This window comes from Corynebacterium marquesiae, from assembly GCF_030229635.1.
GTDB lineage: Bacteria > Actinomycetota > Actinomycetes > Mycobacteriales > Mycobacteriaceae > Corynebacterium > Corynebacterium marquesiae.
On record NZ_JASPII010000009.1, the window covers coordinates 63,913 to 78,982 of the forward strand.

General features: G+C 61.8%; 12 protein-coding genes and 1 pseudogene. 8 read left to right on the top strand and 5 right to left on the bottom strand.

Going from position 1 to position 15,070, the window contains the following annotated elements; all coding sequences use genetic code 11:
- The 3 genes and pseudogenes from QP971_RS07435 to purT all read left to right on the top strand — a co-directional run.
- A pseudogene (locus QP971_RS07435) lies at positions 1-638 on the top strand (VaFE repeat-containing surface-anchored protein); the annotation flags it as partial.
- Positions 639-793: 155 nt separating this feature from the next.
- The gene (locus tag QP971_RS07440) at positions 794-1,627 is read left to right on the top strand and encodes a class F sortase (protein ID WP_284811202.1); all 834 of its coding nucleotides are present in this window, start codon (positions 794-796) and stop codon (positions 1,625-1,627) included.
- 151 nt (positions 1,628-1,778) lie between these two features.
- Positions 1,779-3,131, top strand: coding sequence for a formate-dependent phosphoribosylglycinamide formyltransferase (purT, locus tag QP971_RS07445; protein WP_284811201.1), 1,353 nt, complete (start codon positions 1,779-1,781; stop codon positions 3,129-3,131).
- Positions 3,132-3,154: 23 nt separating this feature from the next.
- Here the strand turns inward: purT and QP971_RS07450 are convergent, their stop codons facing one another.
- Positions 3,155-3,661, bottom strand: coding sequence for a GNAT family N-acetyltransferase (locus tag QP971_RS07450; RefSeq protein WP_284811200.1), 507 nt, complete (start codon positions 3,659-3,661; stop codon positions 3,155-3,157).
- Positions 3,662-3,664: 3 nt separating this feature from the next.
- The gene (locus tag QP971_RS07455; RefSeq protein ID WP_269953920.1) at positions 3,665-5,026 is read right to left on the bottom strand and encodes an FAD-dependent oxidoreductase; all 1,362 of its coding nucleotides are present in this window, start codon (positions 5,024-5,026) and stop codon (positions 3,665-3,667) included.
- Between the two features lie 228 nt (positions 5,027-5,254).
- On the opposite strand from QP971_RS07455, the gene pta reads away from it, so the two are divergent.
- The 3 genes from pta (at position 5,255) to QP971_RS07470 (ending at position 8,424) form a co-directional block, all read left to right on the top strand.
- The gene (pta, locus tag QP971_RS07460) at positions 5,255-6,616 is read left to right on the top strand and encodes a phosphate acetyltransferase (protein ID WP_284811199.1); all 1,362 of its coding nucleotides are present in this window, start codon (positions 5,255-5,257) and stop codon (positions 6,614-6,616) included.
- A complete protein-coding gene (locus tag QP971_RS07465) occupies positions 6,617-7,840 on the top strand; it encodes an acetate kinase (protein WP_239273389.1) in 1,224 nt (407 codons plus the stop codon).
- A 137-nt stretch (positions 7,841-7,977) separates the two neighbouring features.
- Complete coding sequence (locus QP971_RS07470; protein WP_049377940.1) at positions 7,978-8,424, top strand: helix-turn-helix domain-containing protein; 447 nt, start codon at positions 7,978-7,980, stop codon at positions 8,422-8,424.
- Positions 8,425-8,453: 29 nt separating this feature from the next.
- Here the strand turns inward: QP971_RS07470 and QP971_RS07475 are convergent, their stop codons facing one another.
- From QP971_RS07475 to QP971_RS07485, 3 genes are read right to left on the bottom strand one after another with little or no spacing between them, the layout of a single operon-like run.
- Complete coding sequence (locus tag QP971_RS07475) at positions 8,454-11,027, bottom strand: serine/threonine protein kinase (RefSeq protein WP_284811198.1); 2,574 nt, start codon at positions 11,025-11,027, stop codon at positions 8,454-8,456.
- Positions 11,024-12,037, bottom strand: coding sequence for a glutamate ABC transporter substrate-binding protein (locus tag QP971_RS07480; protein ID WP_239273387.1), 1,014 nt, complete (start codon positions 12,035-12,037; stop codon positions 11,024-11,026). The genes QP971_RS07475 and QP971_RS07480 overlap by 4 nt, the downstream gene beginning before the upstream one ends.
- Positions 12,037-13,482: a GlnX family signal transduction membrane protein gene (locus QP971_RS07485; RefSeq protein ID WP_284791211.1), complete on the bottom strand. Its 1,446-nt coding sequence runs from the start codon at positions 13,480-13,482 to the stop codon at positions 12,037-12,039. The genes QP971_RS07480 and QP971_RS07485 overlap by 1 nt, the downstream gene beginning before the upstream one ends.
- Before the next feature lie 70 nt (positions 13,483-13,552).
- On the opposite strand from QP971_RS07485, the gene QP971_RS07490 reads away from it, so the two are divergent.
- Both QP971_RS07490 and QP971_RS07495 read left to right on the top strand, forming a co-directional pair.
- A complete protein-coding gene (locus QP971_RS07490) occupies positions 13,553-14,047 on the top strand; it encodes an NUDIX domain-containing protein (protein ID WP_284811197.1) in 495 nt (164 codons plus the stop codon).
- A gap of 29 nt (positions 14,048-14,076) precedes the next feature.
- Entirely contained in the window at positions 14,077-15,069 is a 993-nt protein-coding gene (locus tag QP971_RS07495; protein WP_284811196.1) for an ABC transporter ATP-binding protein, read from the top strand.
- The last annotated feature ends 1 nt before the right edge of the window (position 15,070 follow it).

The window sequence follows — 15,070 nt, forward strand, 5'->3', positions numbered from 1 at the left end:
CTAATGGCACTGAGGCTGTCACCATCACCGTCAATGATGATGTGACCGAGCCGGTTGAGGCTGCGGTTGCCTTCGAGGAGCTCACCTCCACTGAGGTCAACGAGAAGGGTGAGGACACCCCGGATACCACTCCGGAGAATCCGAACCACATCGCTGAGCACAAGGACATCAACGATGAGGACCAGACCGTAACCTCCCACGAGGTTGAGGGTCAGGAGCCGGGCGACGGCGAATCCTCCCACGGTTCCTCCAAGGACAATAAGTGGTGGCTCATCCTGATTCCGGGCATCGGCTTGGGCAAGATCATCAAGGATCACTTCGACCACAAGGATCATGGCAACCACAACGGTGGCCACGGTGACAACACCGGTAACCACGATGGTGGCAATGGTCACGAGGTCCAGGGTCAGGATGCTCCTAAGGGCGGCAACTCTGACAATGGTCACGAGGACAAGGGTCAGGATGCTCCTAAGGGCGGCAACTCTGACAATGGACACGGCCGTGGCGTCGAGGTCCAGGGTCAGGAACCTGAAGAGACTGGCAACGCACTGCCATCCAACGCCGACCGCGTTGAGATTAAGTCCGTTCCGTCCGGCGCAACCGAGCTTGAGCCGGGTATGCAGGATTACATCAAGTAGTCCATAAGCATCGGTGAGGTGGCCCGCGGGTCGCCCCACTGGGGTTGAGACTTAAACACCAAAAATCCCCTCCAGGGTGTGACTGCACACGCTGGAGGGGATTTGCATATAACCTGCACAAGGTAGACAAATCGAGGAAGTAGAGGAAGCTAGCTATGGGAAAGCACGCGCAACCACAGCAGCCGGAAGACAATGGAATGTCGCAGCATCCGGCGAGTAGGGAAGAAGGGGGCGTCGGCAAGCAGAGCATGGGCCGTGGCAAGCTGATCGCTATTATCGCGGCCATCGTTGTGGTGGCATTGGTCTTGTTGCAGGTAGTGCTGTACCTGGCGCGCGATGATGAGGATGAGGCTGGTTCGGCGCCGGAGACGGTAGCCAGCGAGAGCGCCTCGGAGGAATCCGGGCCGAAGTCCGATGCCTTCGTGGATGATTCGGGCCAGCAGGAGCACGAGTATGAGGCCGCGCCTGGTGAGTTCAAGGGCTTTGAGGGCATGTCCGTGGGTATCGATGGCGAATATGCGGCCGTAGACCCCGTACAGGTCACGGACCAGGGCGTGCTGCTGCCGCCACACGACGTCACCCGGGTGGGCTGGTACTCCGCTTCCGCTGTGCCGGGTGAGCCGGGCAATGTGGGCTCGAGCGTGATTACGGGCCACATTAACTACCAGGGCCAGGGCACTGGTTATGCGGAGAAGTTCACGAAGCTGAAGAAGGACCAGGAATTTACCGTGGTCATCGACGGCCAAGAGCGTACCTTCCGCGTGACCGAGGCGCCGTACCGTCTGCCCAAGGGTTCCGGTTTCCCGGACGTGGTCAACGATAAGGAAGGCGAGAACCGCCTGGTTCTCATTACCTGTGGCGGCCAGTTCGTTGGTGGCGCGCTGGGTTATGAGGACAACATCATTACCGTAGCGGAGCCGGTAGGCCAGCCGGAGCAGCCTGCCGAACAGCCGGCGGGGGAGGCCCCGGCTGAGGCTCCTGCAGCCTAGGCGGAAATGTTTCAGGTGCCTTGTGGAATTGCCCACAGGGCGCCTTTGCTTATCCGTGGCATCTGGCATGTGGGTAGAGGGCTTGGGGCCTAAATATGAAATAATCTAAGCCAGTAGCCGCCGCTGCCTGCGGCTTAGAAGGAGCATTTTCATGGATAATCCAGGCGAGATCGCCGGTCATATTGGCACGCCGCTGACTAGCAATGCCACCAAGGTATTGCTGCTGGGCTCGGGCGAGCTGGGCAAGCAGCTGGCCATGTCCTTCCAGAACCTGGGCCTTGAGGTCCACGCTGTGGACTCGTATGCGGGCGCGCCGGCGCACCAGGTGGCGCAGTTTAGCTACGTCGCCGATATTAAGGACACCGGGCGCATCCTGCAGCTGGCCCAAGAGATTCAGCCGCATTTTGTGGTTCCGGAGGTAGAAACCGTTGCGGTAGAAGCGCTGGAGGAGATGGAAGCGCATAGCGATGCCATCGTGGTCCCGTCGGCTCGCGCCTGCGCCATGACGCAGGACCGCCAGTGCGTGCGCGAGGTGGCGGAGAATATCGGCCTGCCGGTTTCGGCATACCGCTTCGCCAGCTCTCTGGAGGAGTTGGAAGAAGCAGTGGGCGAGTTGGGCTTTCCCTGCATCATTAAGCCGGATGTGTCTACCTCCGGCAAGGGCCACATGATCGCGCGCGAAGAGGATGATGTGCGAGTGGCCTGGGAGACCGTGCGGCGCGTGTCCTCGGATTCGCAGCGCGTAGTGGCCGAGCGTTTCGTAGATTTTGACTTGGAAGTCACCCTATTGGCCATCCGGTCCATCGACCCGGCCACGGGCAAGCTGGCCACGTGGTTTAGCGAGCCTATCGGTCACCGCCATGAGCGCGGTGACCTCGTGGAGGAGTGGCAGCCTACCGGCATGAGCGAGATCGCGCTGGAAAACGCACGCTCGGTGGCCGCGCGCATCTCTAATGAGCTGGGCGGGCGCGGCGTGTACTGCGTGGAGCTTTTCGTCGCGGGTGATGACGTGTACTTTTCCTCCGTGTCCCCCCGCCCCGCGGATACGGCGATGCTTACCGCCTACACGCAGCGCTTTTCCGAGTTTGACCTGCATGCGCGGGCGATTTTGGGCTACCCCATTGACGCCACCTTGGTCACCCCGGGTGCAAGCGTGGTCATCCACGCGGACGAGGAGCTGAATGAGGTGGCATATACCGGCGTCGCCGCGGCCCTCAACTACGCCGAGACGGACGTCAAACTCTTTGGCAAGCCGGGGGCCTACAAGGGCCGCCGCATGGGCTTGGTGTCTGCCACCGCGGAAAGCGCGGAGGAGGCGCGCGACCGCGCAGCACTAGCGGCGCACAAGATTGAGGTGACCTCCACGCCGGGCCTGCTGGCGCAAGGCGGCGCCCGCGGCATCGATCCAGAAACCGAGAATGTTCCCGATATTGAGGTCGTGGAATACGAGGGCGGCGTGGAGCTCGACCCGAAGCTCGCCTCCGGCGTGGACGACGCCGACTAGGAGGCGGCCAGCTGTCCAAGTGGCTAGCTGGCAGGGCGCAGCATCGGCTGGTGGGGGACTCCCTCGTCATCGAATGGCTCTCCAGTCGGCGTGAAGCCGAAGGAAGCGTAATAGTCCACTAGTCCGGCCTGCGCCTCCAGATAGAGCGGCTGGCCTGGGCGCATGCGCTCGCCAAGGTCTATGGCCGCCTGGAGTAGCTCGCGGCCGAGTCCCGTGCCGCGTGCGGCCGGCGCGAGCGCGAAGCGGCCGATTTGTGCGCCGGTGGTCGGGGCGTTGGTAGGCGTGGCGTCGGAAAGCGCGGCGTCGTTAGCAGGCGCAGCCGGAAAGACACGGGCCGTGCCGAGCAGCTCGTGGGTGTCCGCGTCCCAGGCCAGCAGGTGCACGGTCTGGGGGTTGGCGTCGGTGGCATCAATCTCGGCGTACGGGCAGCGCTGCTCGTGCACAAAGACGTCCACCCGCAGCTTATAGAGCTGGTGGACGTCCAAGGCTGCCAGTTGGCCCAAGGGCGCGGCGGAAATGAAATGCGGCATGGGCTAGGCCTGTGGACCGGCGTGCTTGACCATCTCGTCCCACTCGACGATCTTGATGCGCTCGCGGCCGTGCGGTTCACCGGCGGCGCGCTCAGCGGCATCCAGGCGGTGCCAGCCTTCCCAGGTGGTCACGGCGATATCGCGGGAAGCCAGGAAATCCAGAATATCCTGCGGATCGCGCTTGGTGGCCGGCTCCAAGTCGCCTGCCTTGTAATCGGCGATGAGCATGGTGGTGGTGTCCTTGGCATCGGACTTGGTATTGCCAATCAGGCCCACCGGGCCGCGCTTAATCCAGCCGGTGGTGTAGAGGCCAGGCAGCTTTTCGCCGTCGACATTGGCCAACACGTGGCCGCCGTCGTTGGGCATGGTGGCCTTGGTCTCGTCGAAAGGCACGCCGTCGACGGACTGAGGGTAGTAGCCCACGGCGCGGTAGACGGCTTGGACCGGCCACTCGGTGTACTTGCCGGTACCGGTTACGGTGCCATCACCGTTGAGCTCGGTGCGCTCGGTCTTGATGGCGGTGACGTGGCCGTCCTCGCCCAGCACCTCTACCGGGGACTCAAAGAAGTGGATGTAGAGCTTGTGCGGGGCATCGCCCGGCTCGCGCATAGCGTAAGACTCGAGGGTCTGGCACACCAGGTCTGTGGATTTGGCGGCGCGGCGTGCCTCCTCAGAGGCGGCGTCATACTCGATGTCCTCGGGGTTGACAATGACCTCGATGGTCGGGGACTCGTCCAGTTCCTTGAGCTCCTTCGGCGTGTACTTGGCCTGTGCCGGGCCGCGGCGGCCGAAGACGTGGACCTCCTTGGCGCGGTTTTTCTTCAGCGCTGCATAGACATTATCCGGGATCTCGGTAACAAGTAGCTCGTCGGCGGTCTTAGCCAGGATGCGGGAGACGTCGAGGGAGACATTGCCCACACCGACGACGGCGACAGATTCTGCAGAGAGGTCCCAGTCGCGTTCGAAGTTGGGGTTGCCGTCATAAAAGCCTACGAATTCGCCGGCGCCATGGTTGCCCTTGAGGTCCTCGCCCGGGATGCCCATGCGCTTATCGGCAGTAGCGCCGGTGGCGAAGATAATGGCGTCATAATATTCGCGCATCTCCTCGACGGTGATGTCCTTGCCCACCTCAATATTGCCCAGGAAGCGGATCTCTTCCTTTTCCATAACGTTGTGCAGGGACTGCACGATGCCCTTAATACGCGGGTGATCCGGTGCCACGCCGTAGCGGATCAAACCGAACGGCGTCGGCATCTTTTCAAAAAGATCGATCTGCACATCGAGGTCGGATTTCACTAGAAGGTCAGAGGCGTAAATGCCTGCCGGGCCGGAGCCGACCACGGCGACGCGCGCTGGGTTAGTCATGTGCTTAGGGTGTCCTTTCTTTCGTTGTGCTGCATATTCTACGCGGTCACTATGCGATAAAAACCACAGCATTACTAACCCCAGTTTAGGGCGGTCACGATGGGGCATAGGAGGGGGTAAATCGCGTACAGTGGAATAGTCACCGCGTGTTAATAACTGTGATGGCTGACATGAAGTTATGACACGCGTTAATTGTGTTCAAATGACCGTGACTGAAAGGTAAATTGCATGTCTGCATCTCATTCCGCAGTTATTAGCGCTATCGGCCGTGGCTTCGATGGCCTCGATGTGCCCGCCTTGGCTAAAGACCTAGGCGCGGAGCTCATCCGCCTCGAAGACTTCGATGCCACCGTCGCCGCCGTACTTGCTGAGGCTCCCGCCGCTGAGAACATCGTGGCGCAGGGCACCGGCGATATCGCCTTCGATGCCGAAGTAGCTGCCGCCCTTGGCCTGCCGCTGGCCATCATTTCCGGCGCCCCGCAGCGCACCGGCGAGCTGGCACAGCACAATGCGGAATCCTTGGGTGCCACCGTTGCTGGCATCTTCACCGACCTGGAAGCGGTTCCGGGCGCACTCGCCTCGCTTGGCGACGTCTCCCCGGTCATGTCCGCAGACCTCTTCCAGAAGCAGCTTATTGACCAGGCCCGCGCCGCCGGTTCGCACATCGTTCTGCCAGAGGGCGACGATGACCGCATCCTCGAGGCCGCACACGTGGTGCTGCGCGATAAGGTTGCCAAGCTGACCATCCTGGGCAACGAGGCCGATATCAAGGCCCGCGCCGAAGAGCTCAAGCTCGACCTGGCTGATGCCGAGATCATCAACCACCTCGAGTCCCCGCTGGCAGAGGAGTTCGCCGCCGACTTTGCTGAGCTGCGCAAGAAGAAGGGCGTCACCCTCGAGCAGGCTCGCGAAACGATGAAGGACATCTCCTACTTCGCCACCATGATGGTGCACAAGGGCTTGGCCGATGGCATGGTCTCCGGCGCTGCCCACACCACCGCCCACACCATCAAGCCTTCCTTCCAGATCATCAAGACCAAGCCGAACGCTTCTGTGGTCTCCTCCATCTTCTTGATGGTCATGCGCGGCCGCCTGTGGGCCTTCGGTGACTGTGCCGTCAACCCGAACCCCACCGCCGAGCAGCTGGGCGAGATCGCCATCGTTTCCGCACAGACTGCCTCCCAGTTCGGCATCGACCCGCGCGTGGCCATGCTGTCCTACTCCTCGGGCACCTCCGGCTCCGGCCCGGACGTTGAGCGCGCCGTGGCCGCCGTGGAGGCCGCCAAGCAGCTGGATTCCTCCGTCAAGGTGGATGGCCCGCTGCAATTCGACGCCGCCTGCGACCCGGGCGTTGCGGCTAAGAAGATGCCGAATTCTGAGGTGGCCGGCAAGGCAAACGTCTTCGTCTTCCCGGACTTGGAGGCCGGCAATATCGGCTACAAGACGGCACAGCGCACCGGCGGCGCACTCGCCGTGGGCCCGATCCTGCAGGGCCTGAACAAGCCGGTTAACGATCTGTCGCGTGGCGCGACCGTTCCGGACATCATCAACACTGTTGCAATCACCGCTATTCAGGCTGGAGAGAAATAAATGTCATACGTTCTGGTCCTTAACTCAGGTTCTTCCTCCGTTAAATTCCAGCTGGTCGATCCCGAGTCCAGCGCCACGGATACCCCGCTGGTCTCTGGCCTAGTCGAGCAGGTTGGCGAGCCCCTCGGCGCCGTCACCGTCAAGACCGGCGGTGAGAAATACAAGGAAGAGCTGGAAATCCCTACTCACTCCTTCGGCCTCGAGCGCGCTTTTGCCATCATGAGCGAACATAACGTTGGCCCGACCGACGTGGATGTTATCGCCGTTGGTCACCGTGTTGTTCACGGCGGTCGCCTCTTCTCCGAACCACAGCTCATCGTGGACCAGATTGAGTCCATGATTGAAGACCTCATCCCGCTGGCTCCGCTGCACAACCCGGCCAACCTGGACGGCATCCGCGTGGCCCGGAAGATGCTGCCGGATATTCCGCACGTTGCCGTCTTCGATACCGCGTTCTTCAACACCCTGCCGCCGGCAGCTGCGCTATATGCCATCAACAATGAGGTAGCGTCCAAGTACGATATCCGCCGCTACGGCTTCCACGGCACCTCTCACGAGTTCGTCTCCCAGCAGGTGCCGGCCCTCTTGGGCCGCGACCCGATGCACACCCACCAGATCACTCTTCACCTAGGCAACGGTGCTTCTGCTGCGGCCATCCGCAATGGCCGCGCCATCGATACCTCGATGGGCCTGACCCCGTTGGCCGGTCTGGCTATGGGCACCCGTTCCGGTGACATTGACCCGGGCATCATCTTCCACCTCGTCCGCGAGGCGGGCATGAGTGTGGACGAGATTGACACCCTGCTCAATAAGCAGTCCGGTGTCAAGGGCATCTCCGGTGTCAACGACTTCCGTACGCTGCGCGAGCGCATCGACAACGAAGACCAGGACGCGTGGCTGGCCTACAATATCTACATTCACCAGCTGCGCCGCTTCATCGGTTCCTACATGATTTCCCTGGGCCGCGTTGACGCCATCACCTTTACCGCCGGTGTGGGTGAAAACGATACCGAGGTGCGCCAGGATTCCCTCTACAACCTTGATATGTACGGCATCCACTTTGATAAGGAGCGCAACCTGGTCCGCTCCGACCAGCCGCGCATGATCTCCACCGAGGATTCCCCGGTCAAGGTCTTCGTTGTGCCGACCAACGAGGAGCTGGCTATCGCCCAGAAGTCTGCCGAAATCGCCGCTATGGCGCGTGAGGCTGGCATGTACAAGTAAAGATTCTCACGTCTAGCTAGCGGCTGGAATATGAATAAGGGGCGTGCGGTCCGCAAGGGATCGCACGCCTCGTTTTTGTCTCTGAACCTAGTACAGCAACTGTTTCGTTTATTTCGGTTATTTTGTAAGGTGAGGGTATGAAGGACTTACAAAATGGCGGGGCAACTCGGGATACCAGCCCAGCGGAAGAGGCTTTATTAAGGCTCAATTCTGTGCTGGAGGCAAAAGATTCACCGGCACCAGTGGATATATTCGTGCAAGGAACCGAGCAAATAATCGCAATTCCGCGAGAAATCGCTGAAACCCTGCAGAAAGTTCTCGTCATTGAAGCGGCAGGGAAATCGGTCCGCGTAGTGCCCGAGGAATCCGAATTCACCACGCAACAGGCAGCAGACTTTCTCAATGTTTCGCGGCCACACGTTGTAAAGCTCATTGATGAAGGGAGCCTTCCCGGCTACAAAGTTGGTTCCCATCGGCGCGTGAGTCTTGCGGATCTGCAGAAATACAAGAATGAAAGAGATGTCCGTCAGCGCCGTGCCGTAGCTGAATTAACAGCCTTATCGGAGGACCTGGAGCTATATTAGTGGGGCGGCTGTACGAGCCTATGTAGCGATTAGAAGGTGGTGACCGGGCGGACCTGGTTGGCAAGGTCAACGAGCGCGTAGCGGTGGCGGCTAAACGGGGCTTGGCGCGCGAGGGCGCGGAGTGTCTCGGAGAGACCGGTGCGCAGGCCACGCTGGGTAAAGGCATATTCGAAGAGGTCGTTGGGGGAGGCGGCGCGCGATAGATCAGCATTGCGCAGGAAATTCAGGCCGGCGGAGATGACGGCAATCTTGATCTGGAGGAAGCGCGGCTCGTTGGTGGGGACCTCTTCGAGGCGTCGGGCGGCGCGGCGGATGCGGGACTCGGAGAGATCGTGGACGATGAGCTGGAGGATCGTCGTCAAGCGGGCCATGCGGTAGTGACGCGAGGCATTGGGGACCTTGTCAAGGACCACGACGGCTACCTCCACCTGGCCCTCGGAGCGCAGCTGGCGGGCGAGGCCAAAAGAAGAGGAGACGGTGGTGGGGTTGGTGGACCACACAATGCCGTAGAGGCGCATGGAGTTAAAGCGCAGTGCGGCCGGATCCTGGGTGACGTGGTTCCAGATTTCCGGCTGGCCCTCAAAGGCGGAGTTAGGGAGATCGGCCAGCGTGGAATGCATATTGGAGCAGGCCCGCGCCACGGTGGGGTCAATAAGCGAGGTATCGCTATAGTCCAGCTGCTGCAGGATGAGCTCGTTGATGGCGGCGATGGCGAGCTTGGGAGCCGCCTCGCCCGGCAGGAGGTCGAGGACGGTGGAGAAGTACTTTTGAGCGTCACGGTAGTCGTCGTGAAGCAGCTCGGTAATGCCGGCGTACCACTGGAAACGCCAGTCGCGGCCGAGGCGATCCTCGATGGAGCTAAGCCACTGGCGGGCCTGGCCGGTATAGCCCAGGTCAATCATGGAGCGCACCACGCCTAGCGGGATTTCGGCCGAGTGCTCGTACTCGGGGGTCTGCATGGCCTGGCGGAGGGTCTCCAGGGCCTCCTGTGGCTCCGCATAGGAAGCGCCCTGCAACAGGCCGGCGCCCACGTCATCGCGGTCCAGCAGTGGCGTAGGCAGGGCGGAGACGACCTCGGGGGCGGTGATTTGGACGGTGCGATCGATGCCGTCGATAAGCTGATCCGTGCGGAAAACTAGGTGCTTGGTGCCAAAGGTGGTACGTTGCGGCGAGAAAAGCGAATGTTGGGATGGGTACTGCAGGCCGTCGCGGATGGCAATGACCTCGCGCAGCACGCCATAGAGCTGGGTGCGCAGCTCCTTGATGGAGGTAAAGCGACGCTTTGGATCCGGGTTCGTGGCGCGCTGCAACAGGCGGTAGAGCGACAGAAAACGGCGCAGCTCCGGCTCTTCGGTGGGGGTGGGGATGCCGGACAGGTAGACGCCGTCCTCGGTGGGCAGCTTGAGGCAGAGCGAAGCCAGGGTGCGGCCGATGGTGTAGATATCGCTGGCGATGGAAGGGCCCTCGGTGGCCACTTCCGGGGCTTGGTAGCCCTTGGTGCCGTAGATATAGCCAAACGCGCCAATGCCGGAGACCGCGCCCAGGTCAATGAGCTTGACCTGGTCCTCGGTGACGATGATGTTATCGGGCTTTAGGTCGTTATAGACCACCCCGCGCGAATGCAGGTATTCCAGCGCGGGCAGGACTTCCAAGATATAAGCAATGGCGATATCGACTGGCAGGAGCTTATCCGGCTGCTTTTTGCGCCTGCTTCTTAGCGACGGCCCGCCGACATACTCCATGACAATAAAGCCGCCGGGCACCCGGGCGTCATCGATGAAATTGAAAATCTTGACGATGCCAGGGTGGGTGATATCGGCGAGGAACTCGCGTTCTGCCACCGCAGCGGCGGTTTCATCGGCCGATTTTTGGGCCTGCATACCTTTGAGGACAACCACTCTTCCGGAGACAAAGTGATCATTGGCCAGGTAAATCCAGCCCATGCCGCCGTGGGCGATAACGCCCAAGATTTCGTACTGTCCGGCCACCATGTCACCGGGCTGTAGCTGTGGTGGCGGAATCTTCTTGCCTGAAGATTCCTCGGTGGGGTCAATGAGCGCATCGGTCGGCTCGGCCGGGGTGATAAAGGGCAGGCGCACCATGCCATCGGCCACGCGGCGTTCGGTGCGGTGGGTGCCGCGGCGTTCGCGGAAGGTATCGAGCGCGCGGCGGCGCGAGCGCTGCGAGGAGTCCTCTTGGGATTTTTGGACGCGCTGCTGTTCACGTTGGGCGCGGATATTATCCAGATCCGCCAGAAGGCTGGAGATATGGTCTGGGTCGATGGAACCATCGCCGTCCTCGTCTTCGTCTGCGAAGGGATCGAAGGCAACCGCGGAAGTGCCGGCGTCATCGCCGGGCTCATCCTCGGCGGCGAAGGGGTCGAAGGCTACGGCCGCAGTGCCCTCTTCGTCTTCGTCCGCAAAGGGGTCGAAAGCCACGGCGGCGGTGGTGGGGCCATCATCCAAGGGGGCATCGTCTAGCGCATCCGGCTCCTGCGCGGAGTTGGCGGCGTTGGTGGGCTGGCGGAAGGCGCGCTGGGTATCGAGGTTCTCGGGCTCAATGTACTCGAGCTCGTCGTCGCTGAAGTTTGGGTTATGGCTCATGGCTTAGCGTCCTCCTCGATGTACTTGCCGGCCGGCAGCGTGGGCTCTTCCAGGTAGGCGCCGAGCCACTCCTCAAAAATGGAAGACCAAGTGCCGTCGCGGCGGATGCGTTCGAGCGTGGAATTTATTTGGCGCAGCAGCGGGCGGGTGTCCTGCTGCTTGCTGGGGCGGCGCACGGCCACGCCGTAGTTCTCGGTCTCTAGCGGCTCGCCCACGATGGAGGTATAGGAGTCTTGGGCGGCCATGCCGGAGAGCAAGGCATCATCGACGACGATGCCATCGGCCTGGTTGAGCTGTAGGGCCATCAGGCAATCGCCCCAGGAACGGGTAACCAAGATATCGGACTTGGGGGCGTGCTCGCGGATAGTTTCCAGCGCGGTGGACGCGCCCACACCGCATAGGGTCTTACCGGCGGCGTCCTCCACGGACTTCATGCCGGAATTGGTGAGCACCAGCATGCGGGTTTGGGTGCTCATATAGGGAATGGAAAAGGCCACGTCGCGCTCGCGTTCCGGGCTAATGGTCATGGTGCGCACAATCATGTCCACCGCGCCAGTATTGAGGGTATCGACGCGGTCGGAGGATTCCACGAAGCGGAAGTCCACCTTGTTGGGATCACCAAAGATATCGCGGGCAATCTCGCGGGCAATCTCCACCTCGAAGCCGCGCACGTCACCAGTGGCGGCATCGCGGTAGCTCAGCAAGTTATTGGAACGGTCCACGCCCACGATGAGACGGCCGCGCTTGACGATGTCCGGCACCCGCTCCTTCGCCTTCCTATTATCCGGGCGGTAGCTGCCTCTGATTTCCTCATCAGAGGCACGGTGAGCTGCGGTAGATCCGGCCTTTTCAATTTCCGCTCCTTCGGGCAGCGGCGGGCCCGGCTTTGAATCGAGGGCGTGCTCGGCGGGCGCCTCCAGCGGCGGGGTGGAGCGAACATCGCACGAGGCAAGCGGCAGCGCGGCGCAGATGCAGGCAAGGGTAGCGAGGGCAAGGCGTGTGCGGCGCATTAGAGGTACTCCTGCAGTCGAGGACGGATGCCCAGCCACACGGCAATAATGGCGCACAAGGTCAGCAGGAACACAGCCGAGGACACCGCAGTCATGGCGGTCAGGCCGCGCTCCAAGTAGCTGCGCATGGCGATGCGCGCCTGACCGATGAGATCGGAGAGCTCCGCGTCGAGCTGGTCATAGGAACGCGCTGTGGTCATTTCGCCGTCCTTGGGCTCGGTGGCCGTGGCCTGGTAGATGGCCTCGTCATAGTCGCCGTCCTTGAGCGCACCCATGAGTTTGTCGTGGGTACCGCGCCACTGCTCGGCGGCCGCCCGGGCGCTGTGAATGAGTTCTGGGTCGGTGACCTCCACGTCCTCATCATTGAGCGCTTCCTCATAATCCTCGAGGGCCCTTTCGATGGAGTTGATGGAGCTGGAAAAGCGCACCATCGAATCCTCCTCGGAGGAGCGCAGCACCAGCGCCAGGGTCTCAGAGGTACGCGCCTGCTGCGCCTCAATCCGCGAGGCCGTGAGCGAATCCCACGGGCGCGAGGCCGTCTCAAAGCCCTGGTGGCCGGTGGACCAGGTGGCGAGGTTGGATAGTGCCACCCAGGAGATGGCCAAGAAAAGCAGTACGCTGGCAGTTAAGAAGCCGCGGTTAAAACGCCGGCGGGTCTGGCGCCACAGCCACCATTGGGCCACGGCGAGGAAGAAGAGCGCCGCCAAGAGGCCGGAGAGCGGCACCCACTGCGGTGAGGTGAGCTTTTGCTGTTGCTGGTTTACCTTGGCGGTGGTCAGCTGGAACAGCTCGGAGGCAGCCGGCAGGATACGCTCGCGCATCAGCGCCGAGGCATTGGACATATAGGAATTGGCCACCGCATTGCCGGCTCGGTGGTTGGCGCGGGCCTTTTCCACCATTGCGGTATAGACGGGGAGCTCGCGTTGGATAAAGGTCACCAGCTCGCGCACACGGTCGTCTTCTTGCGTGGTACCCAGCACGGATTCGGTGGCTGCCACCGAAGCGGCATCAATGGCTTCGTTATAGCTATCGCGGTTTTGCTTTGATTCCACACCGGCCTGCACGAAGCCGGTGGTGGCCACGGTATCGGCCACCGAGAGCGAACTATAAAGGTGGTGCGCCGCATTCGACATCGGCTCGGTGGTGCTTAGCAGCTCGTCCAAATCGGAGTGGCGGGCGGCGGAAGACTGGGACATCGATAAGCCGGCAGCGCCTAGGGCTACGGTGAGAATGAGCGTGACCGTAAAAAGCTTGCCTGGGGTAGTGGAGGCGAAGTAGTAAAAGCGGCGCAGCAGGCGCGCCGGGCCCGCGAACCATTCCATGGCGCGGCTACTGAGCCCGCTGAAGGCCGGGCCGGTGGGCGCGGTAACCTCATCGAGCCAGTGATCGCTCGGGTGAGCGTGCTCGTCGTGCACGCTTTCTGCCCGGACTGCCTGCTCGGTCATTCACTTAGAATAGCGCCCGCAGTGTGCTGGGCGCCACCATATACCCGCGTGTGTGGCTAGGATAGGCAGCATGCATAACCCTCACAGTGGAGACGGCTGGGCGGCAGGCCCCGGCGGCATTCGCGTCTGGGGAAAATTTGGTGCCGCCGGCCTGTTCCTCGTCGCCGGGCGCAAGGTGCTCCTCCAGCACCGCGCCGCGTGGACCAATCACGGCGATACCTGGGGGATTCCGGGTGGTGCCCGCGATTTTACGGAGACACCTACCCAGGCCGCGCTGCGCGAAACCCATGAAGAATGCGCGATTGCGCCCCAAGATGTGGAGGTACTCGATGCGCGAGTAACGGCCGGGCCCTATCCCGCGGCGGGGGATCTGCCGGGGGAGTGGACCTACACCACCGTCCTAGCACGCACGCGCACCGGCGCACCGCTTCCTACTACAGCTAATGAAGAGTCCTATGAGCTGCGCTGGGTGCCTTTTGATGAGGTAGAAAGCCTCCCCCTTTTGGCCGCCTTCCGTCACGCCTTTCCCGCCCTGCGGGAGAGTGTGGAGACATTGAACAGGTAAAGTTGCCGGATTTATGGCACGCTAGTGCCATGATCGAAGTAGAAGGACTGACTAAACAATATAAGTCTGTCCGCGCCGTTGATGATCTCACCTTTCAGGTAAAACCCGGCATGGTCACCGGGTTCCTGGGTCCCAATGGCGCGGGCAAATCCACCACCATGCGCATGATTTTGGGTTTGGACACTCCAACGGCCGGCAAGGCGCGCATCAACGGCAAGCACTACCACGAGCTCAAGCAACCCCTGCGTGAGGTAGGTGCCTTGCTCGACGCTAAGGCGGTGCACCGCAACCGCAGCGCCGCCAACCACCTGAAATGGATTGCGCAGTCCAATGGCATTTCTACTTCCCGCGTTGATGAGGTCCTGGGGCTGGTAGGGCTTTCCGACGTCGCCGGTAAGAAGGTCGGTGGCTTCTCCCTCGGCATGGGCCAGCGCTTAGGCCTAGCCGGCGCGCTGCTCGGTGACCCGGGCATCCTCATTTTGGATGAGCCGGTCAACGGCCTCGATCCGGAGGGCATTCGCTGGGTCCGCCAGCTTGTGCGCGCCCTAGCCGATGAAGGCCGCACCATTTTGATTTCCTCCCACCTGCTCTCGGAGATGTCTCAGACCGCCGATCACCTGGTGGTCATTGGCAAGGGCCGCCTGGTGGCGGACCAGCCCACCTATGACTTTGTGAAGGACCACTCGCAGTCCTTCGTGCTGGTGCGTTCCGACCATCTTGATGCCTTTAGCTCCGCACTGCGCGCAGAGGGAATCGCCTTTACCGAGTCCACCGATGAGGAAGGCCGCCCCCGCCTGGTGATTTCCAACCAGACCACGGACTTCGTTGGCCAGCTGGCCTACTCCACCGGGGTGCCGCTTAATGAGCTCAGCCTCAAGCGCGCCTCCTTGGAGGACGCTTTTATGGAGCTTACTGGCGACGCCGTCCAGTACCACGGCTCCACCGGCGCCCCCAACCCGGGCATCGCTGGCACCGCTGGCGCCGCCACTCCGTTCGCTCGACCCACCCAGCAGGAGGTTTAAT